Consider the following 19,254-nt stretch of genomic DNA (forward strand, 5'->3'; position numbering starts at 1 on the left):
GGTTATTTTCCTTCTGCTGAAATGTGGTTCAAACGGGCCTGTAGCGCACGAAAAGCGATTCCGCGCTCATCCCCCAGAACAAAGGCGTTGACCCCGCGAGCCTGCCAACGGGCAGCATCGCCGGGTTGCCGGGGAATGGTGCAATAAGCAACGCCTGCGGCCTGTGCGGCCTGCCAGGTGTCGTATAAGGCTTGTTGCACTTCGGGCTGATCGATCTGCCAGGGCATGCCCAGCGACTGCGACAGATCGGCCGCACCTTCAAGGATCATGTCCAGCCCCGCTACCGCCGCAATCTCGGCGGCGCGGCGCACGCCTTCGGCGCTTTCGATCATTGCCACGACCATGATTTGCTGATTGGCAGCCTCGACGTACTGCGCCAGGCTGTGTTTGCCGAACGAGCCGGGACGACCGGCATTCAGGCTGCGACGGCCCAGCGGGTGGTACTTGCAGGCGGCAATGGCGTCTGCCAGCTGTTCGGGGCGCTCGATCATCGGCAAAACGATGCCCTGAGCGCCGCCATCAAGCAGGCGCAGCAGGGTTTTCGGGTTGAGATCGGCGACCCGCACCAGCGGCGTCAGGCCATAGCTCTCCGCCACGCGGATCATGTTTTCCACCGTTTCCGGGTTGATCAGCACATGTTCCATGTCGATGATCACAAAATCGAACCCGGCCTCGGCGATCAGTTCGATGGCGGCCGGGGCCGGAATTGAGCTGATCAGCCCGTACACCGGCTGGCCGCTGCCGAGTTTGCCCTTGAGCGTATTTGTCCTCAGCATCATTGCGGCCTGTAGGCATGCAGCGGGTTGGGCACCGAACGGAAGCGCCGCTCGCCGTCACCGAGCAGGCGGCGTTTGGTCAGCTCTTCCACTTCGTACGTTGGCGCGAACACGTCGAACAGCCCGAAACGGTCGCGGTGCTGCGGATGGGCCTGCTGGTAGTCGAGGATCACCTCAGCGGTCATCTGCCAGAACAGTGCTTCGTCCAGTTGGTACTGCTGACGCAGGAAAATTGCCATTTCGGCCAGGCAGATGAAGAAGAAACAATCGCAGGAGAAATCACGCACTGCGTTCACGTCATCGGTGATGATGAACGAGTTGCGGTTGAGTTTCGCGTGGCTTTCAGGCAACGGCACCAGCGCCGGACACAGCTCGGGACGCCCAAGGTGCGCGGGCGAATAACGCACGCCGTCATGGAAGTCCTTGAGGGCGATGCGCTGCGGCCAGCCCTGTTTGACGATCAGCACGATGTTCTGGCCGTGGGACTCCATGCCGATGCCTTCGGCGTAGAGCATGTGAATGATCGGCGGCACGGTGACGCGCAATAGCTGACGGGTCCACTCCTTGAGGCCGTACTGGCTGATCCAGGCGTCTATGAACGGTGCCTGCTCGCCTTCGCCGTAGCGGTTTTCCACATGGCTCAGGCCATTGAACGGCACCGCTTGCTCATCGTCCTTGAGGTACTGATGCAGGCTTTCACGCCAGATCGCGCCCAGCGTGCCGTAGGTCTGTGCCGAACGGGATTCGGGCAGGTGGCGGTAATCGTAACTGACCCCCGCCACTTCGCCGAGAATCACGAAGTCGAGTGCCCGCGCCGTGCTGTCGGTGGCGATCAACTGGTGCAACCAGTCAGTGATGATCGGGCCGTTGAGCACCGTATGCCGCGCCAGAATCCGCGTGCTGGAGGTGTTGGTCATGCTCATCGCCAGCTTGACGTAAGGACGCTTTGGCTGGCTGGCGTTGGCCAGCGTGCGGATCGATTGCTGAGCCTTGTACTGATCGGCCGAGGTGCCCAGATACACCAGCTCGCCGCTGGCCAGTTCCGGGTAGAAGGTCGACACCGTGACGTTGTCCCACTGCCATGGGTGCACCGGCATCAACTGATAGTCGTCGATGGATTTGCCTCGTGCGGCCAGGGTGCCGGCGAACTCCTGCCAGCGCTGTGCCCCCAGTTCCTCGCGAATGAACGCCTGCACATCCATGCTGCGCGAATGCCCCACCGAAGCACTCGATTTGGCGACCGCCAGCCATACAACCGCGAAAGGCGTGGCAAACTCCGGCCCGTAATGGCGGTTGTCGGCCAGAGAAAAGCCGATTCGCGACTTGTAGCACGGGTGGTAGCTGTGGGCGTCCATGAAATGCTGCTCCAGCGCATCCACGTCCAGTTGGTGTGCGGGTTTGCCAGCTTGATAACCCTGATTGCGCGCTTGCAGGTCCTTGAGCTGGGTCTGTTCGATTTCCTGAATGAAGCGCGCCAGATGCGGGCTGTCCTTGAACGGCGCGAGCAGTTCGGTCAGCGCCAGGTGCAGGTCCGGCGTCGAGCGCTGGCCCTCGCTGTCAAAGCGCTCAAGGCTGGCGTGGTCCAGGCGAATCAGCTCGAAACTGGTGCTGAGCAGGCCGTTGCAGCGGTACTCCACGCCATCACCCAGCGGCACGCTGAAACGGTGCTGATGCTCGCCCAGCGGCTCACAACGGTAAGGCAGCGCAGCTTCGTACAGCAGGGTTTGCAGCAACTGTCCGATCACCCGGCGCTGTACTTTTTCGTAACCTGTGGTGTCGATATCAGCCAGCCAGTCACCGGTGGCTGTTGTGGGTGAAGCAGCGTGACGGTGCAGCGGTAAAGGGGTCGCCATGTTCATACCTCGAACGAAAAATTATCGGGATTGGACCGCGTCGGGCTGGGCCTCGGCGCGCTCGTCGTTAAGGGGGAAGCGCCACGCACAGGGCAGCGCCAGCAGGATCAGCACGCCGGTGACGATAAAGACTTCGCTGATGGCCGACGGCGTGGCGAGCGGCCCTGCGCTATTGAGGCGAAATTCCAGCCAGAGTGAGGCGATGACAATGGCCAGCGACGCGACCAGACGGCGGGAGATGTTGTTCATCGCGGCGCCCTGCGTGACCATCGGTTCGGGCAAGGCATTGAGCCCCGCGGTGGTGACCGGCATGTAGGAAAGCCCAAGGCCCGCGCCACGCACCATCATCAGCACGAACACCACGCCAATCGACGCATTGGCGCTGAGCATGCCCAGTGCCAGGGTCGAAAAACCGGTCAGCAACAGACCGATGGCGACCACGGCGCGTGGGCCGTGACGGTCCAGCGCCTTGCCGCCCCACTGCCCGAACAGGCTGGCGAACGCGGCGGTGCACAGCAGTGCCAGGCCAGTCCAGACAGGGTTGTAACCGAGCACGGTCTGAACCAGCAGCGGCAGCAGCACCAGGCACTCGAACATGCCCACCGATTGCACCACGGCAATGATTACACTCAACCGGTAACCGCGCAGATTGAACAAGCGCAGATTGAGCAGCGGTGCTTCACGACGCAGTTCCACCCGCACAAAAGCGATCAGGCAGGCCACGGCGACCAGCACCATGCCCTGATTGAACGGATCGAGTAGCGCTTGAGCGTGATGCATGCGGCTGATAGCGATCATCAACAGGCCAATGCCCGACGCAATCAGCAGGTAGCCGATCAGGTCGAACGGCTTGCGCTCGGCAGGCTCCGAGTCCGGCAGTACGCCGATGCCCAGCAGCAAGGCCAGCAAGCCGATGGGCACGTTCATGAGGAACAGCGAGCGCCAGCTGAACCATTCCAGCAACAGGCTGCCACACAGCGGGCCCAGCGCCGGAGCGAGCATTACCGCTGCGCTCCACAACCCGGTCACCCTGCCCCGTTCGTGCTTTTCGTAGACCGAGAAGATGATCGCCAGCGACAGCGGAATCATCAGCCCGCTGGCCACACCCTGTACCACCCGCGCAGTGATGACCAGAGCGATGGAATTGGCCATCGCGCCCAGCAACGAGCCGCCGACGAACAGCGCCACCCCCCACAGGTACAGACGTTTGCGGCCGATCCGCTGACTGAGAAAGCTGGTCAGCGGCATGGTCATGCCCATGCTGGTCATGAAGCCGGCCACGATCCAGGTGGCCAGCAACGGGCCGATCTGGAACGCGTCCATGAACGTCGGCAGCGCCGGGTTGAGCGAACTGTTGCTCAGGCTGACCGTCAGCGTGCCGAGCAGCACGTTGATCACCACCCAACTGCGTGGAACGTTCACACTCATTGGCTGACCCGTTCGCCGTTGCGCACAAAGTGCTGTGGCGGTCTGGGATGGCACAGAAAGTCGGCGTGCGAGATGTTGTAACCATAAGCACCTGCCATCGGCAGGACCAGAAGGTCGCCAATGTTCACGTCTTTGAAGGGCTGACGGCGGCTCAGCACATCTTTGGGTGTACACAACTGGCCGACAACGGTGTACGCCTGTTCAGGCGACGCAGCAGTCGGTGGCACGCTCGGCAAGTGGATAACCGGATGATCATGGCTCTGCGCAACCGGCAGGCGGAACTGGTGCGTACCGCCCCGGCAGACCAGAAAATGCTCACCGTGACTGGTTTTGCGGTCCAGCACCTCGATCACGTAATAGCCGCAATACGCACTGATGAAGCGTCCCGGCTCGAAACGCAGGATCGGCGCGTCAGGCTGCTCGCCCAAGCGTTTTTCCAGATAGCGAAACAGGCGCTGCCAGTCGAATTGTTGGCTGTTCAGGTAATCGACGCCAATGCCGCCACCGACGTTGAAATGGGTCAGTTGCTCGGGGTGACAGGCCAGGGCTTTCCATGCCTGCCAGCGTTGCAGGTAGAAATCCAGCAGTTGCTCGTGGCGCTCCACCGACATCTGGTGTGACATGGCGTGTACATGGAACCCTTTGAGCGTCAGGTGCGTGGCGCTGTCCACCAGGCGCACGGCTTCGGCCAGATCCGCTTCGTCGATGCCGAACGGGGTCGCGGTCCCGGCCATCGCCAGCTTGCTCGATTGTGCTGCCGGTAGCTGTGGATTGATGCGGATGAACACCGGCTGCACACGCCCTGTTTGTTCAGCCAGATGCTGCAGACGCTGGATCTCGTTGAGGCTTTCCAGGTGAACGGCTTCGACCTTGTTGAGCAGCGCCGAGCGCAGGTCCGAGTCGAGTTTGCCGGGGCCGGAAAACACGTAGGGCTTGCGCGTCTGGCAGGCCATGACCCGCTCGATCTCGCCACCTGAGGAAATCTCGAAACCGCTGACCAGTGGCGCCAGGGTTTCCAGCATCAGCGCTTCGCTGTTGGCCTTGATTGCGTAATACAGCTCCACGCCAGCCGGCAGCGCCGCCATGACTTCGCTGACATGCTGCTGCAGTGCGTCCAGGTCGTAGATGAACGCTGCCAGCGGGTCGCTTTCGAGCGCGCGGGCCTCGTGGATGGCGCCCAGTACGGTTTCAGGCAGCTTATGCATAACGAGCCTCCGTGCTCCACGGTGACGCCAGGCGTACATAATTGGCCTCACGGTCGGCCTTGGCGGCCAGACGCACCTTGAGGTTGGTCTTGCAGGCAATCGACTGGCCGGCAATCAATGCGTCCAGCTCCGGCGCAGGCAGCACCAGTTCGTCGCGGATACGCTGCAACTGCTGCTCGACCTTTTGCCACATCAACGGTGCCAGATGCGGCCGCTCCCAGCTCAGGGCCAGCACGGCTTCGGACAGGTTGTTGATCAGCAGGCAATAGGTGATGCGGTTCCAGCCTTGCTCGCGGGTGTAGAGCAACGACTGGCGAATGCGCGGGTGCAGGCCGACCTGAATCGCCTTGATGCCCAGTTCTTCGGTCAGCTTGACACCTTCGAAGTCACGCAACAGCAACTGCTGCGGCTGGCCGTTATCGTGAATCAGCACGGCGTTCTGCAGGTGTGGCTCCATCACCACGCCATGATTGAAGAACAATGCCATGACCGGACGCAGCAGCAGGGCCTGATACGCATCGAACCAGCTCAGCAGGTGCTCGTCTTCAAGCTCGCCGCCGTTGAAGCGCTCGAGGAAGTCATGCACCAGCGGCCGTGAACGCAAATCGCGCGCAAACAGCGTGCCTGCCATCACACTGGAATCCGCGCCGGAACGACGGCAGAAGTTCTCGCGCAGAATGGCGCCGGTCTGCTCGCGGAACCAGTGGCCGTCGCTCTCGCTGACGCCTTTGGGTGCCCAGCTCATGGAGCCGGGTTCGGCCACGGTGGACAGCCCGCCCAGGGTTTGTGGCCGTGTCTGCTGCAAGCGTTGAAACAACTCGTCGATGATCAACGTGCTCTCCAGCTCGTACCAGGCGTTTTTCCTGACGCAGTTGGTGATGCGCACATTCAGCGAGCCCTTGATGAAATAGTCGTGGCCCTCGATGTACCAGGTGCGCATCGAGGCTGTCGGGCTGGCCAGCGGGCCACTGGTGCCCAGGTCTGCGATCTCGCCCAGTTCGATCAGCCGCTGCACGCGACGATCCTGCATGAAGAGTTGCGCCTGCACCGGGTGCATGCAGATCAACGCATGGTCCGGGCGAGCCCGTGACTGGTCGGCGAAGCCCGCCATGACCTGCGCTTCGCTCAAGCCATTGGCGGTGATGCGCAGCCCGTCCAGCGGCACTTCAAACAGGTGCAGCGCGGTCTGCGCCTGAAACTCCGGCGCATAGGTTTCCTGAGCCAGATGCGCAGGCCACAGACGCGCCTTGGGGGCCGGATGATTGGGGTGGCCGAACCACAAACCCTGTTCGCTGGCCAGATAGCCGCTCAGCGGTGCCGGGTGCTGGCCGGTCATGTTGTGCGCCACGATGGCAGCGGTCAGGTGCTGGCTTTGCAGAACCTGATCCAGCAGTTCGTCATTGCTGGCGCGGGTCATGTGCTCACACGCCGTCAGCAACTGCTGGGCAAACTCCGGAAAAGCCAGGCAGCGCCAAGTGCTGTTGCCGTTGCGTGCGTAGACATCGGACAGGTAGCGATGGCTGCCCAGGCGGTCGCGGCGGTCCACCAGCACGAAAAACTGCTGCTGGTTGGGCAGGCTGATGGTCAGCGGGATGCCCTTCCATTGGCCGCCGTCCACGAAACTGCCAGGGGCAATACCCTGCATGCCTTCGGGCCAGGTGTAATGCAGGCAGTTCTCGGGCAGTGCGAACTCTTTGATCAGGCAGTTGAGTAACGCACGAGTGGTTGCCAGCTCGCTCACCATGTTTGATAAAACGGTGCGGTCGGTATTAGTCATGTCTGCTCCACAGTCGCTTTATGCTGACTGTTTAAGTGACGCCGTACTTGAAGGGCATCGCAACTTGGGTGACGCTGCAACAACGGATGAGGCCTCGATTGCCGCACGATAACGCGACTGCCGGTACGGGCTTACACATCGGCAAGATGCCGTTGACGGTCAATTGAATAAGCGCGATGAATGCGCAGTGTTATTTACGCACTTGAGACAGCGCACCCTTGAGCGCTTCTTCAAAGCGTTGAATAACCAGTTGGCATTGTTCTTCGGTAATGATCAGCGGCGGCAACAGTCGGATCACATTGCCATTTCGGCCGCCGCGCTCAAGCAACAGGCCCTGTTTGAAACAGTGCTGTTGAATGGCCACCGCCAGTTCCGGGTCCATCGGGAAGCTGCCAAGACGGTCCGCCGGTTGGCGCTCATCGACAATCTCTATGCCCAGCATCAACCCGCGCCCACGTACCTGGCCCATGGCCGGGTAACGCTGCTGCAAGAGACCGAGCTGTTCCCTGAGCCATTGCCCGCGCTTGGCAGCCTGGGCGGGCAGGTTCTGGCGTTGCAGCACTTCAAGGGTGGCAAGACCTGTTGCCATCGCCATCTGATTGCCACGGAAGGTGCCCGCATGATTGCCCGGCGACCAGGCGTCGAACTCGCGTTTGAAGCCGAGCACCGCCAGCGGCAGGCCACCACCGACCGCCTTGGACATCACAATGACGTCGGGTTCGATGCCGGCGTGCTCGAAGGCAAACATCTTGCCGGTGCGGCCAAAACCGGCCTGCACTTCATCGAGAATCAGCAGGATGCCGTGCTTGCGGGTCACTTCGCGAATCTGCTGCAACCACGCAGCCGGCGCAGGATTGACACCGCCCTCGCCCTGCACGGCCTCAAGGATAACCGCTGCTGGCAGCGACACGCCGCTTTCGACGTCTTCGATGAACTGCGTAAAGTAGTAACTCAGCGCCTCGGCCCCTGCCTCGCCGCCAATGCCCAGTGGGCAACGGTATTCATGCGGATACGGCAGGAACTGCACGCCAGGCATCAGGTTGGCGACGGCATTTTTAGGCGCGGTGTTGCCGGTCAGCGCCAGGGCTCCGTGGGTCATGCCGTGGTACGCGCCAGAAAAGCTGATGATGTTATGGCGACCGGTGGCAGTCTTGGCCAGCTTGATTGCGGCTTCGACCGCATCGGCACCGGACGGGCCGCAGAACTGCAGGCAGTAATCACGCCCTTGCCCTGGCAACAGGCCGAGCAGGGTTTCACTGAAGGCGTCCTTGACCGCGGTGGTCAGGTCCAGCGTATGCATCGGCATTCCCGAGGTCAGGAAGCTGTCGAGGCTGGCCATGATCGCTTCATGGTTGTGCCCCAGTGCCAATGTTCCCGCCCCGGCCAGGCAATCGAGGTAGGTGGTGCCTTCTACATCGGTCACCCATACGCCGTGTGCCTTGGCAATAGCCAATGGCAACTTGCGCGGGTAACTTCTTACATTGGATTCAAACTTGCTTTGCCTGTCCAGATAATTGGCATTGGTTTTGTGGGACGTAGTAGAGTGCAATAAGCCATCATTCAACATCTGTTAACCCTCGCTAAATTCTGGATGCAAATTATTATCATTTCCTGAAAAGTGCAACCCGTTGTTTCGAAAAAAAGATGAAATTTAAATGAAAGTAATGCCCTCCTTTTTTATAAATAACCAGGCACGCGAATATGCCGATGCTCAGGTCGGTATTGTTTAACTTGACAGCATCGGCGTGGATGCCTTTTATAAATATTCAAACTATTGAAAGAAGCCATTGGAATAACTGGCCGCTTTGCAACAGTGAGTTAATTGATCAGCTTATAACGCAATTTGATTATCGCTCATCAATACAGGCCCTTCCCTGGGCCGCTGGTTTGACTCAGAAACCGATGGTTGCCGAAAGCAGGTAGGTTCTCGGCGTTGACAGGGTCAGACCTGGCTCGCTGTCATCTGAGGCTCCGGCCGAACTCCAGTAGTACTTGTTCATCACGTTTTCGACGTTGGCCCGCAGCGTAATGTCCTTTTGATCGACCTTGAACGCATAGCGCGCGCCCAGGTCGAACCGTTCGGAGGAATCGATGCTTTTGCTGTTGGCCTGGTCCAGGTACTGCGAACTGGTGTAGATGCCCCGCCCGGTCAGGGTCAGGCCGTTGACGCCTGGCACGTCCCATTCAGCGCCCAGGTTGACGTTGTACTCGGGAGTGGCCGGTGCACGGTTGCCATCGAACGTACCGTTGACGGTGTTGGTCAGCTCGCTGTCGATGTACATAACCCCGCCCAGCAGCCGGAAGCCCTGAACAGGTTCGCCGAACATGGTGAGCTCGACACCGTCGTTGCGGCGCTTGCCATTCGGGCCAAAGACCCGCGATGCGGTATTGGTCTCGTAAGCAGGCTGCTTGATACGGAACACCGCAGCGGTGAAGGCGAACGACCCCAGGTCATACTTGGCACCGACCTCGACCTGACGGCTGACGAACGGCGGGAATATCTGGTCTTCGTTAATCGAGGTCGACGGAGCGATCTTGCCCTGGCTCAGGCCTTCCATGTAGTTGGCATACACCGAGAAATCGTCGGTCACCTTGTACAAAATGCCCCCGGATGGCGAGATCTTTTCCTCGTCGTAAGCGGTGTCGCCTTTGACATCATCGGTCCAGTCATCGACCTTTACCCGCTGCCAGCGTGCGCCGAGGGTCAGCAGCAGGCGGTCATCGAAGAATCCCAGGGTGTCAGACAGCGCCAGGCCGGTGAAGCGGTTCTCGGTGTAGACCTTGGCGTCCTGACGAGTCGGGTTGCTGGGTGTCGGCGTATCGACCGGGTTGAACAGGTTGCTCGGCGCTGCCGCATAACGTGCGCCGCCGTTCTCGAAGTCCATGTAGAACGAGCTGGCGGCCAGATTGACTTCGTGGCTTACCGGCCCGGTATTGAACCAGTTGCGCACCCCGAAGGTGGCCGTGCGGACATTTTCGTCACGGGTGAAGTCACGCGGCAGGACGCTGAAGTCCCCTGCATTGTTGGTCACTGATACCGCATGGCGCAGAAACTCGTGGTTACTTTTGCGCACGCCGACGCCGCCGTACAGCATCACCGAGTCGCTGACGTCGTACTCGGCGTTGACCGCGCCGAAGGTGTCTCGGGTGCGGGCTTCGCTCCACGACTGCGCGTAGTTGTCGCGCACCTTGTTGGCGTTGGGCACTATCGCGTTTGCACCAATCTGCACGCGCTCCTGCGGGGCGTCAGTGTCGCGTTCGGTGTGACCGATGTCGGTAGACAGACGCAAGCGCTCACCACGGAAATCCAGACCCAGCACAGCCATGTCACGATCTACGCTCTGGTGATCCCATTCGGTGTCGCCAGACTGCTTCACGCCGTTGAAACGAATGCCGAACTTGTCGTCTTCACCGAAGCGCCGGCCGATATCAACGGCGGCACCCGCCTGCCCCTTGGAGGCATAGCTGGTGGTGAGTTCGGTAATGGGTTTGTCGGTTGCGCGCTTGGGCACCACGTTGATGCCTCCGCCGACACTGCCGCGTGGCGAAATGCCGTTGATCAACTGGCTCGGCCCTTTGAGGATGTCGACCCGTTCGGCCATTTCCATGTCGATCGTGTAGGTAGGCAGGATGCCATACAGGCCGTTGTAGGAAACGTCACTGTTGAACAGGCTGAAACCGCGAATGGTGAACTGCTCGTACCGCCCGCCTGCCGGGTTGGTGGCCCGCACGGACGGGTCGCTGGCAATCAGGTCACCCAAGGTGCGGGCCTGCTGGTTCTTCACCGCGTCCTTGGTGTAGGTGGTCATGCTGAACGGCGTTTCCATGAAGTCCCGCGAGCCCAGCATGCCCTGCGAACCCTTGCGTGCCACCTGACCGCCGGCATACTCCTGGCCATCAGTTGAACCGCTGTCACCCACAATGGAGGTGGGCGCAAGTTGCAGGCCGGCGCCTTGCGGGGCCGGGACCAGTGTGTAGGCCTGCTCCCCGACGGGCACCAGTTGCAGGCCGGACCCTTGCAGCAGGCGCGCAAAGCCTTCTTCAACCGCAAAATCGCCGGTCAGGCCGGCACTGTTGCGACCGTTCACCAACGCGGGGTCTACCGACAGGTTGACGCCGGCCTGACCTGCAAAACGGGTCAGCGCGCCGCTCAAGCTACCGGCTGGCACTTCGTAGGCACGTTTGCCCGAGGTTTCGGCCCAACTGGTCGAAACAAAAAACGGGCTGGAACTCAATGTCAGCAACAGGCTGAAATGCAACAGCGGACGCAAACGGTAGGGAGACACTGCGGGCATGGTAAGGAAGCTCTCGTATTTTGTTCACTTACCTGAAATGACAAGCGAGACAAAAAAAAGGGACAGGCTTCACGCGTTATTTTTTACAGAGCTGTTTTTTCGAGGAGTCAGCGTGACCCAGTAGCGGGTACGCATCTGCAACTCGACCGGCAGGCTGGCAGCCAGCAGCGAGAGTACTCGGTCGGTGTTGTCGATCTGGAAACTGCCGGTCACCCGCAAGGTTTCCAGCGCTGGCTCCCAGCGCAGCAGGCCCGGGCGGTAGCGGCCAAGTTCACGCAGAAAGTCGCCCAGTGGCTGGTTCTGCGCAGTCAACACGCCGTCGCGCCAACCGGGCAATAGCGCGTCGAAGGCCCTGACAGGCCCTGCTCCGCTTTGCTGCAGGCTGATTTGCTGGAGCGCTTTGAGGGTCAGTTCAGGCCCTTGCGAGGGCTGAATCCGCACCGCACCGCTGACCACTGAAACCCGGCATTCGGTTTCGTTGAGGCGCACGCAGACTTCGCTTTCACTGACGAGGATGCGGCCATACGGCCCGTCGATGGTCAAGGGCGCCCTGCCCGGCACCTTGAGTGAAATTTCCCCGCGCACCAGCGTGATCAGCCGGGCGCCGAGGTCGACATTCACGGCAGTGTCGGTGTTCAACTGCAGGGTGCTGCCGTCGGCCAGCGAAACACGCGTGTGCTCGCCAATCGCGGTATGCAGGTCGGCACGCCAGACATCCAGCGGCAACTGCCGCCCCAGCAACCAGACCGCCGGCACCAGCGTCACCGCACCCAAGGCACGTTTGATCGCCGTGCGCCGCGCCTTGTCGGGGCGGTCCAGGGTAGCCATGGCCAGATGAATGGGCAGGCCGAAGAAGCGCTGCTGCAGTTGCTGCGCCTTTTGCCAGGCGCGCTCGTTGCTGGCGCAGCTGTCGCGCCAGTGCTGGAGCATGGCGTGATCTTCTTCGCTGGCACCGCCGGATTCCAGCAGAGCCAGCCATTGCGCTGCCCGGCGTACGACCTCACGTTCTTCGCTCGAAGGTGCCGAGCGAATCACCAGTCCACCAGCAGGCAATGCTCGTAGGCTTGCGCCATGTAGCGTTTGACGGTGCGTTCGGACACTTCCAGGCGCTCGGCGATTTCGCGATACCCCAGCCCTTCGAGCTGACTCCAGAGAAATGCGCGGCGTACTGCTGGCGACAGGCCGTCAAGCAACTCGTCCAGCGCCTGAAGGGTTTCGAGCAGCAGCCAGCGCTGTTCGGGCGACGGCACACTGTCTTCTGGCAACTGCGCCAGCGCTTCAAGGTACGCCTGTTCAAGACTGCGGCGGGTGTAGAAGTTGCTGAGCAGGCGCTTGCCCACCGTCAGCAAATACGCGCGCGGCTCCTGCATATCGGCAATCTGCTGCGAGCTGGACAGTACTCGCAGAAACGTATCCTGGCTCAGATCCGCAGCATCCCAGGCATTGCCCATGCGCCTACGCAGCCAGCTTTCGAGCCAGCCGTGATGGTCACGGTAGAGAGCATGTAGGGTTTGCTGAGGTAGCGTCGCTGCGTCAATCATGACAAGAGCCTTGAGCGATGGGTGCGCCAAATGAGACTGATTCTAATTAGTGTTATATCCCGAGTCCATGCTCTTTTTTTTAAAAAGCCCGACGCCGCTGCGTGAAATCGGGGTCGTACGCCCGCAATGCGTTGATCTGCGCTGTATCCGGGTGATTCACCCGGAATACAAATGAACGCCGTATGTCTGCTTTTTGTACCACTTCTGACGTGAATTTCCCTTGGCGGTCGATCAGTGGTTCACGCCAGCCAATGCGCTCAGCGCTGCACGATCCAGATGCCGTTCCACCCTGCCCTGATTGATCAACAGCGCCCTGTCGCACAGATGGGCAACCGTGTTCATGTCATGGCTGACCAGAATCATGGTCATTCCGGTATCGCGGCGCAGTACTTGCAGAAGGTTGAGTATTTCCGCTTGAACGGTCATGTCCAGCGCCGAAGTGGGTTCATCCAGCAGGAGCAATTTGGGATTCAATTGCAGCGCACGGACAATGGCGACCCGCTGGCGCTGGCCGCCAGACAACTGATGCGGGTAGCGGTCAAGAATGCTGCTCGGCAAGCCCACCTGCTCTACAGAAGCCATCAGGCTGGCTTCGTCGAAAGGCAGGCCGTTGATTTGCCGCGGCTCACGCAAGCTGCGACGAATCCGGTGCAGTGGATGCAATGAAGCATAAGGGTCCTGGAACACCATTTGCACCTGCTGGCGCAACGCCCCGGTGAACGCTTTCTGCGCGTTGAGCGGCTGGCCCAACACCTGCACCTCCCCCTGCCAGTCACGCTGGAGCCCGGCGAGCACCCGCAACAGGGTTGATTTACCCGAGCCAGAACCGCCTATCAGGCCGAAGCACTCGCCAGCCTTGATCTGCAATCCGTCCATTTCCAGCGCATTGAAATGGCTGAGCCCGCGTTTGAACGTGACCGTCAAACGGTTGATATCCACCGCGCTCATGGCAGTTCCTCGATCAGGTTGCGGTCAAGGGTTGGCAGCGACTGGCCATAGGTGCGCGCCGATGGCTGACAGCTCCACAAGGTTCTGGTGTAGGGATTGCTGGCGGTGGCCAGTTCGGCTGCGTGGCAGCGGTCGACGAGCTGGCCCCGGTACATCACCAGTGCGCGGTCGCAATAACGGGCCACCAGGGGCAAATCATGGCTGATCAGCAGCAAGCCCATGTTGCGTTGCTCAACCAGCCTCAGAATCAGCTCCAGAATCTGATCACGCAGGCCGCTGTCGAGTGCCGACGTGGGTTCGTCGGCAATCAACAGGCGCGGATCATTGATCAGCATGGCTGCCAGCATGACCCGTTGCCCCATGCCTCCCGACAGCTCGTGGGGATAGCTGTCGTAAAGCGCCAGCGGGTTGGGCAGGCCCACCGCTTCCAGCATGTCGAGCACTTTCTCGCGACGCTCGCGGCGTCCCAGCCGGGTGTGCAACACCAGCGCTTCTTCAACCTGCGTGCCGACCTTGAGCACCGGGTTGAGCGAATACTTCGGGTCCTGCAGCACCAGCGACAAACGAGTGCCGCGCAGCCCTTGCCATTGTTTTGCCGTCAAGTTGCGCAAGTCATCACCCGCCAGGCTCATCTGCTCGGCAGTGACCTGCCCCGGGCTTGCCACAAGGCCCAGCAGCGCACGTGCGGTGAGTGACTTGCCAGAGCCGGACTCGCCCACCAGCGCCACTTTTTCCGTGCCCACGCTGAAGTCGATGCCCTTGACCACCTCGATCAGTTCCGAGCCCGGGCCTGGAAAACCGATCCGCAAACCTTTTACATTCAACAGCGGTTGTTCATCAGCCATGACGGGGGTCCAGTACATCGCGCAGACCGTCGCCCAGCAGGTTGAAAGACAGGCTCGTCAGCAATATCGCGATACCCGGCGCTGCGGCGACCCACCACTGATCGAAGATGACCCGACTGCCATCGGCAACCATCGAGCCCCACTCAGCGGTCGGCGGTTCGATGCCCAGGCCGAGAAACCCGAGCCCGGCAGCGGCCAGAATGATGCCGCCCAGGTTCAGCGCCACACGCACAATGACTGACGGCAGGCACAGCGGTAGCACGTGGCCCATCAACAGGCGCATGCCGCGTATGCCTTGCAGATGCGCCGCAGCCAGGTAATCACTGTTACGCAGGACGCTGGTTTCCGCACGGGCCTGCCGTGCGTACGCAGGCCATGCGGTCAAAGACAGGGCAAGCGCGCCATTGAGCAGACCTGGGCCGAGAATCGCCACGAACGCCAGGGCCATGACCAACTGCGGGAAGGCCATGACCACATCGGTCAGGCGCATCAGGATTCGCTCCGCCCAACCGCCGTAAAAGCCGGCAGTCACCCCAATCAGCACACCGATGGGCAAAGTCAGCAGCAATACCAGTGACACCAGCAGCAAGGTCGGCCGTGTGCCGTACAGCAACCGGGTAAACAGATCCCGGCCAAACGCATCGGTGCCCAGCCAGTGAGCTGCCGACGGCGGCAGCAAACGCTCCTGAATGTTTTGCGCATTCGGATCAAAAACACTCAGCAATGGCGCAAACAATGCCACCAGCAGCAATACGCCAATGATCGACGCGCCTGCCAGCAATGCAGGTGAGCGACGCCACCCGCTGCGCGCCAGAACGCTGTCGAACGCGATGGAAACACTCATGACACACTCCGCGTACGTGGATCGATCATGCCTGCCAGTACATCGGCTATCCCGTTGATCACCACAAAGCACAGGCCGATCAGCAGCGTGCTGCCTAGAATGGCGGGCACGTCACCGGCAAACAACGCAGTGGTCAGATAGCGGCCGATACCGGGCCAGGCAAAGACTGTTTCGGTGAGAATGGAACCTTCCAGCAGGGCGGCATAAGACAGCGCCACAACGATGACCAGTGTTCCGGCGACGTTCGGCAAGACATGGCGCAACAACACGCGACCACGCCCGGCACCTTTGGCCAGCGCAGTCACCACGTACTCTTTGCCCATCTCGCCGAGCAATGCAGAGCGTGTCATCCGGCAAATGCCGGCCATGGAATAAAACGCCAGCACCAGAACCGGCAAGACCAGATGACCAAACGCATTGGCCAACGCGCTTGAGTCACCAGAACGCCAGGTGTCCCACAGCATCAAGCCGCTGGGAAATTCCAGGGTATACAGAAACACATCGTCCAGCCGCCCGGGGCCGCCCGCCCATTGCAGCCTGGCGTAGAACAACAGCAGCATCAGCAAGCCGAGCCAGAATATCGGCACCGAATAACCGATCAGCGAAAACAGCCTGACCAGAGCATCGACCCAGCCACCCGGTCGCCATGCCGCCAGCAGCCCGAGTGACAAGCCAAGGCTGCTGCCAAGCAGAATCGCCAGAGTGGCAAGCTCAAGCGTGGCAGGCAACGCACGGCTCAACCCGTCCAGCACTGGCTGCCCGGAGGTGATGGAAACACCCAGATCGCCCTGTCGCAGGTTGTTCAGATAGTGACCAAAGCGCGACGGCCACGGCTGATCAAGCCCCAGATCAATGCGCACCTGAGCCAGTAACGACTCGCTGGCGTGGTCCCCGGCAATCCGCAGCGCCGGATCGACCGGCGACAGGGTGGTCAGCAGGAACGTGAACAACAGCAAGCCGAACAGCGTGACCGCCAGCGACAACACCCCGCTGACGGCCACTTTCATTCTGCGTGACGCCCCTGCCCTCACTTGCTTTTGCTCACCTGATCGAAATACGGCAGAGAAACAGTGATGTTCTGCAGCACGCCCTCTACGCCGTCATGCACCGCCACCTGATTCTGACCTTGCAATGCCACGACAAAGGGCGAGCTCTCTTGCACGGTCTTCTGCAAATGGGTGTACAGGGCGATACGTTTTTGCGGATCACCTTCGGCTGCAGCGGCGCGGGTTTCCTGGCTCAGTTGCGGGATGTCCCACTGAGTGCGCCAGGCAATGGTTTTCGGCCCGTTGGCGACGTTATATGTGAAGGCGCTGGCGTTGGAGTGAGGGTCCAGATAATCCATCCCCCAGTAGGTGAAGATCAGTTGAAAGTCACGGGCGCGCATTTTCGCCAGCACCTCGCTTTCCACCAGCGGACGCACTGAAATCTCTATGCCGGCCTTGGCAAAACTGGCTTGCAGCGCCTGAGCGATGTCGGTGTAAGGAGGCTGATTGAACACATTGAGTTCGATTTTCGTGCCTTCGGCGATACCACCGGCCTTCAAGGCGGCCTTGGCTTTATCGACGTCCAGCTTGAACGGCGTGTCGCCCAACGAACCTGAAACACCCGCCGGGAGGAATGCCTGATGAACGCTGTACTGGTTTTTCAACAGGTCTTTGGAGAGGCTCTGATAATCAACCAGCCAGCGGGCCGCCTCCCAGAACGCCGGGTTCTTCAGTGCCGGCACCTGCGTGTTGCCGCTGTTGATGGCCAGGTAATAAATCATCGAGGACGGGAAGCGCTGTACGCTGACGCCCTTCTGCTTCTCCAGCGCGCTGAACTGGTCTGCGCCTAAGTCGAACGCCAGGTCTGCATCGCCCTGCACCACCAGCAGACGTCGGGTCGCCGGGTCAGTGACATTCTTGAGAATCACCGTCTTCAACTTGGGGGCTTTGGTTGCATGAGGGTTGGCCTGAAGTACCAGAGCCTCGTGTGGCACGTAAGTGCGCAGGGCATAAGAACCTGTGCCCGCCGAATGGTTTTTCAGCCAGCCGTTCCCCAGATCGCCGGCTTGCGCATGCTTGCCGACCTCAACTCCATCAACAATGAACCCCACCGGCGTCGCGGACAGAATGCTCAAGGCAAAGGAACTGCCTACCGCCGCTGGCCAGGAAATCTTCACGTGCGTGTCATCTACGCGGGTCAGGAAACTGTCGACGTTTTCCGCCGTCCAGCCCAACTCACCGAGGATGAAGGCCGGGGACTTGTTTAGTTTGACCACGCGGCTCAACGAGTAAATGACGTCGTCAGGACGCACCCCGTTGCCCGAGGCAAATTTGGCACCGTTACGCAGTTCGAATACCAGGCTCTTGTCGTCATCGCCCGCCTTCCAGCTGGATGCCAACGCAGGGACCAGAACAGAGGGGTTCTGCCGGTCCGGCTCAAGCAGGCGCTGGTAGATATTGGCCAGGGTATTGGTCGCGGTAATTTCAAAACTTTCGGCAGGATCGAGGCTGGCAATGTCATCGATCGAACGCGCCACCACCAGCGTATCCGGGGGCGTCGCTGCCCAGGCTGAACCGCTGAGTGTGATTGCAATTGCCAGAGCCGTCGGTCGCCGCATCGTGAATTCCCTTATGAGCTTGAGTTATGGGAAGCGACGATATATCGCATTTGCGAATATAAAAAAGACTGTTTCGTCATTAACTTAGAACGTTTTTTGGGAGGGGTTGTGAGATTGCCTAAGGGAGGCGACGGAGGTGAATAAGGCACTTTTACCAGGGAATGCAGCGACGTTGCGGCTTGGGGAGGAATGCGCAAGAGGTTGCGCAATCAACGCTCACGCTAGATCGCCCAAGCGCTTGTGAGCCTCGTGTCACGGCGTGTTGAAGCGTTACGCAACATCGCGTAAACGCACGCAGAATCTTGCGCAGGTTTTGGTGAGTTTTCGACTGAAAAAACATGCTCTCGCCCTGTCTTCTACTCAAGCCATTGATTTATATGAATAAATAATACTTGGCATTGTTCTTGTTATCTCTCACGCCATTCAGCGGGCACAACTGCCCTCTTTTGCGGAGAGATCTCGGCATGCTTGCATCGGCGTACCAGTCCCGTTTCAGCCTGAGCCTTGACGGCATCGATCACCGACGCCAGAACAAGGAGTTCTTACAATGACCACCGGCAGACTGAGCGATGGCCCTTCCTGCGAAATGGACAAACTGATTGTCCAGATCGTGGGCAAAAAGTATTCGGACCAGCAGCAGGTTTTGCTGCTCGATTCTGATGGAGCCCGTATCTATCCACCCAAATCGGAAGCGCTGGACAGGGAGCTGTTCAGCAGCGCACTTAAGGTCTGGGATTACATCGAGGGCACGCACCTTCATCTGCAGATCGCGACCCTTGAAGGCGAGCCGATTCGCCTGCCGTTGCTCAGCGCCACCAAAGTCACGCCGCGACAGGCCGATGAGCAGTTCAACCAGATCGTTCCGGTGTTGCCGTTCGTGGCATTGCCCGGTTCGAAAACGGTGGACGACCTGGGCACACCAGTGCTGGCCCGTGCGGGTTACGTGTACATTTTTTATCAGGAGCAACTGTGGCGCGAGCTGGAGATTCAGGTCAGCGAAACCGGCAACACGTACCACGACATCGACGTGGCCCGGTATCGCCAGCGAGGCGGTTTTTTACCCGACGAACGTAAAGCCACTAGCGTGGCGCTTGAGGACATCTGGCTGCCGGCACGCTGGAACAATCGGCCTGTACA

At 60.3% G+C, this 19,254-nt stretch carries 14 protein-coding genes and 1 pseudogene; 1 reads left to right on the plus strand and 14 read right to left on the minus strand.

The genetic code is table 11. The annotated features are described in order from the left end of the window. Positions 1–2 precede the first annotated feature (2 nt). From QRN38_RS07500 to QRN38_RS07565, 14 genes are all read right to left on the minus strand, one after another. Positions 3–776 (minus strand): HpcH/HpaI aldolase family protein, encoded by a 774-nt coding sequence (locus QRN38_RS07500; protein WP_024667874.1) that lies wholly within the window; start codon positions 774–776, stop codon positions 3–5. Then, positions 776–2,629 (minus strand): IucA/IucC family protein, encoded by a 1,854-nt coding sequence (locus QRN38_RS07505; RefSeq protein WP_057418081.1) that lies wholly within the window; start codon positions 2,627–2,629, stop codon positions 776–778. The genes QRN38_RS07500 and QRN38_RS07505 overlap by 1 nt, the downstream gene beginning before the upstream one ends. 21 nt (positions 2,630–2,650) lie before the next feature. After that, positions 2,651–4,057 (minus strand): DHA2 family efflux MFS transporter permease subunit, encoded by a 1,407-nt coding sequence (locus QRN38_RS07510; RefSeq protein WP_057418080.1) that lies wholly within the window; start codon positions 4,055–4,057, stop codon positions 2,651–2,653. After that, entirely contained in the window at positions 4,054–5,262 is a 1,209-nt protein-coding gene (locus QRN38_RS07515; protein WP_057418079.1) for a type III PLP-dependent enzyme, read from the minus strand. The genes QRN38_RS07510 and QRN38_RS07515 overlap by 4 nt, the downstream gene beginning before the upstream one ends. Then, a complete protein-coding gene (locus QRN38_RS07520; RefSeq protein ID WP_005771539.1) occupies positions 5,255–7,039 on the minus strand; it encodes an IucA/IucC family protein in 1,785 nt (594 codons plus the stop codon). Before QRN38_RS07520 ends, QRN38_RS07515 begins: the two co-directional genes overlap by 8 nt. Positions 7,040–7,229: 190 nt before the next feature. Continuing rightward, on the minus strand, positions 7,230–8,606 hold the full coding sequence (locus QRN38_RS07525) for a diaminobutyrate--2-oxoglutarate transaminase (RefSeq protein WP_057418078.1): 1,377 nt from the start codon (positions 8,604–8,606) through the stop codon (positions 7,230–7,232). 325 nt (positions 8,607–8,931) lie between these two features. After that, on the minus strand, positions 8,932–11,334 hold the full coding sequence (locus QRN38_RS07530; protein ID WP_057418077.1) for a TonB-dependent receptor: 2,403 nt from the start codon (positions 11,332–11,334) through the stop codon (positions 8,932–8,934). Between the two features lie 69 nt (positions 11,335–11,403). Beyond that, entirely contained in the window at positions 11,404–12,369 is a 966-nt protein-coding gene (locus QRN38_RS07535; protein ID WP_057418076.1) for a FecR domain-containing protein, read from the minus strand. After that, positions 12,366–12,875: a sigma-70 family RNA polymerase sigma factor gene (locus QRN38_RS07540; RefSeq protein ID WP_005771531.1), complete on the minus strand. Its 510-nt coding sequence runs from the start codon at positions 12,873–12,875 to the stop codon at positions 12,366–12,368. Before QRN38_RS07540 ends, QRN38_RS07535 begins: the two co-directional genes overlap by 4 nt. 231 nt (positions 12,876–13,106) lie before the next feature. Then, positions 13,107–13,823, minus strand: coding sequence for an ABC transporter ATP-binding protein (locus QRN38_RS07545; protein WP_057418075.1), 717 nt, complete (start codon positions 13,821–13,823; stop codon positions 13,107–13,109). Continuing rightward, a complete protein-coding gene (locus QRN38_RS07550) occupies positions 13,820–14,668 on the minus strand; it encodes an ABC transporter ATP-binding protein (protein WP_057418074.1) in 849 nt (282 codons plus the stop codon). Before QRN38_RS07550 ends, QRN38_RS07545 begins: the two co-directional genes overlap by 4 nt. Then, positions 14,661–15,512 (minus strand): ABC transporter permease, encoded by an 852-nt coding sequence (locus QRN38_RS07555; protein ID WP_057418073.1) that lies wholly within the window; start codon positions 15,510–15,512, stop codon positions 14,661–14,663. The genes QRN38_RS07550 and QRN38_RS07555 overlap by 8 nt, the downstream gene beginning before the upstream one ends. Beyond that, positions 15,509–16,519 (minus strand): ABC transporter permease, encoded by a 1,011-nt coding sequence (locus QRN38_RS07560; RefSeq protein WP_057418072.1) that lies wholly within the window; start codon positions 16,517–16,519, stop codon positions 15,509–15,511. Before QRN38_RS07560 ends, QRN38_RS07555 begins: the two co-directional genes overlap by 4 nt. 20 nt (positions 16,520–16,539) lie before the next feature. Continuing rightward, entirely contained in the window at positions 16,540–18,117 is a 1,578-nt protein-coding gene (locus QRN38_RS07565) for an ABC transporter substrate-binding protein (RefSeq protein WP_057418071.1), read from the minus strand. 547 nt (positions 18,118–18,664) lie between these two features. Between QRN38_RS07565 and QRN38_RS07570 the strand changes: the two are divergent. Further along, positions 18,665–19,254: pseudogene (locus QRN38_RS07570) on the plus strand (hypothetical protein); the annotation flags it as partial.

Origin of the sequence: Pseudomonas sp. CFBP2511, from assembly GCF_030209255.1 — a bacterium.
Taxonomy (GTDB): domain Bacteria; phylum Pseudomonadota; class Gammaproteobacteria; order Pseudomonadales; family Pseudomonadaceae; genus Aquipseudomonas; species Aquipseudomonas avellanae.

What these genes read in the sequence shown, in the direction of transcription:
- QRN38_RS07500 (WP_024667874.1), bottom strand. Translation starts at nt 776, where the DNA reads ATGCTGAGGACAAATACGCTCAAGGGCAAACTCGGCAGCGGCCAGCCG.
- QRN38_RS07505 (WP_057418081.1), bottom strand. Translation starts at nt 2,629, where the DNA reads ATGGCGACCCCTTTACCGCTGCACCGTCACGCTGCTTCACCCACAACA.
- QRN38_RS07510 (WP_057418080.1), bottom strand. Translation starts at nt 4,057, where the DNA reads ATGAGTGTGAACGTTCCACGCAGTTGGGTGGTGATCAACGTGCTGCTC.
- QRN38_RS07515 (WP_057418079.1), bottom strand. Translation starts at nt 5,262, where the DNA reads ATGCATAAGCTGCCTGAAACCGTACTGGGCGCCATCCACGAGGCCCGC.
- QRN38_RS07520 (WP_005771539.1), bottom strand. Translation starts at nt 7,039, where the DNA reads ATGACTAATACCGACCGCACCGTTTTATCAAACATGGTGAGCGAGCTG.
- QRN38_RS07525 (WP_057418078.1), bottom strand. Translation starts at nt 8,606, where the DNA reads ATGTTGAATGATGGCTTATTGCACTCTACTACGTCCCACAAAACCAAT.
- QRN38_RS07530 (WP_057418077.1), bottom strand. Translation starts at nt 11,334, where the DNA reads ATGCCCGCAGTGTCTCCCTACCGTTTGCGTCCGCTGTTGCATTTCAGC.
- QRN38_RS07540 (WP_005771531.1), bottom strand. Translation starts at nt 12,875, where the DNA reads ATGATTGACGCAGCGACGCTACCTCAGCAAACCCTACATGCTCTCTAC.
- QRN38_RS07545 (WP_057418075.1), bottom strand. Translation starts at nt 13,823, where the DNA reads ATGAGCGCGGTGGATATCAACCGTTTGACGGTCACGTTCAAACGCGGG.
- QRN38_RS07550 (WP_057418074.1), bottom strand. Translation starts at nt 14,668, where the DNA reads ATGGCTGATGAACAACCGCTGTTGAATGTAAAAGGTTTGCGGATCGGT.
- QRN38_RS07555 (WP_057418073.1), bottom strand. Translation starts at nt 15,512, where the DNA reads ATGAGTGTTTCCATCGCGTTCGACAGCGTTCTGGCGCGCAGCGGGTGG.
- QRN38_RS07560 (WP_057418072.1), bottom strand. Translation starts at nt 16,519, where the DNA reads ATGAAAGTGGCCGTCAGCGGGGTGTTGTCGCTGGCGGTCACGCTGTTC.
- QRN38_RS07565 (WP_057418071.1), bottom strand. Translation starts at nt 18,117, where the DNA reads ATGCGGCGACCGACGGCTCTGGCAATTGCAATCACACTCAGCGGTTCA.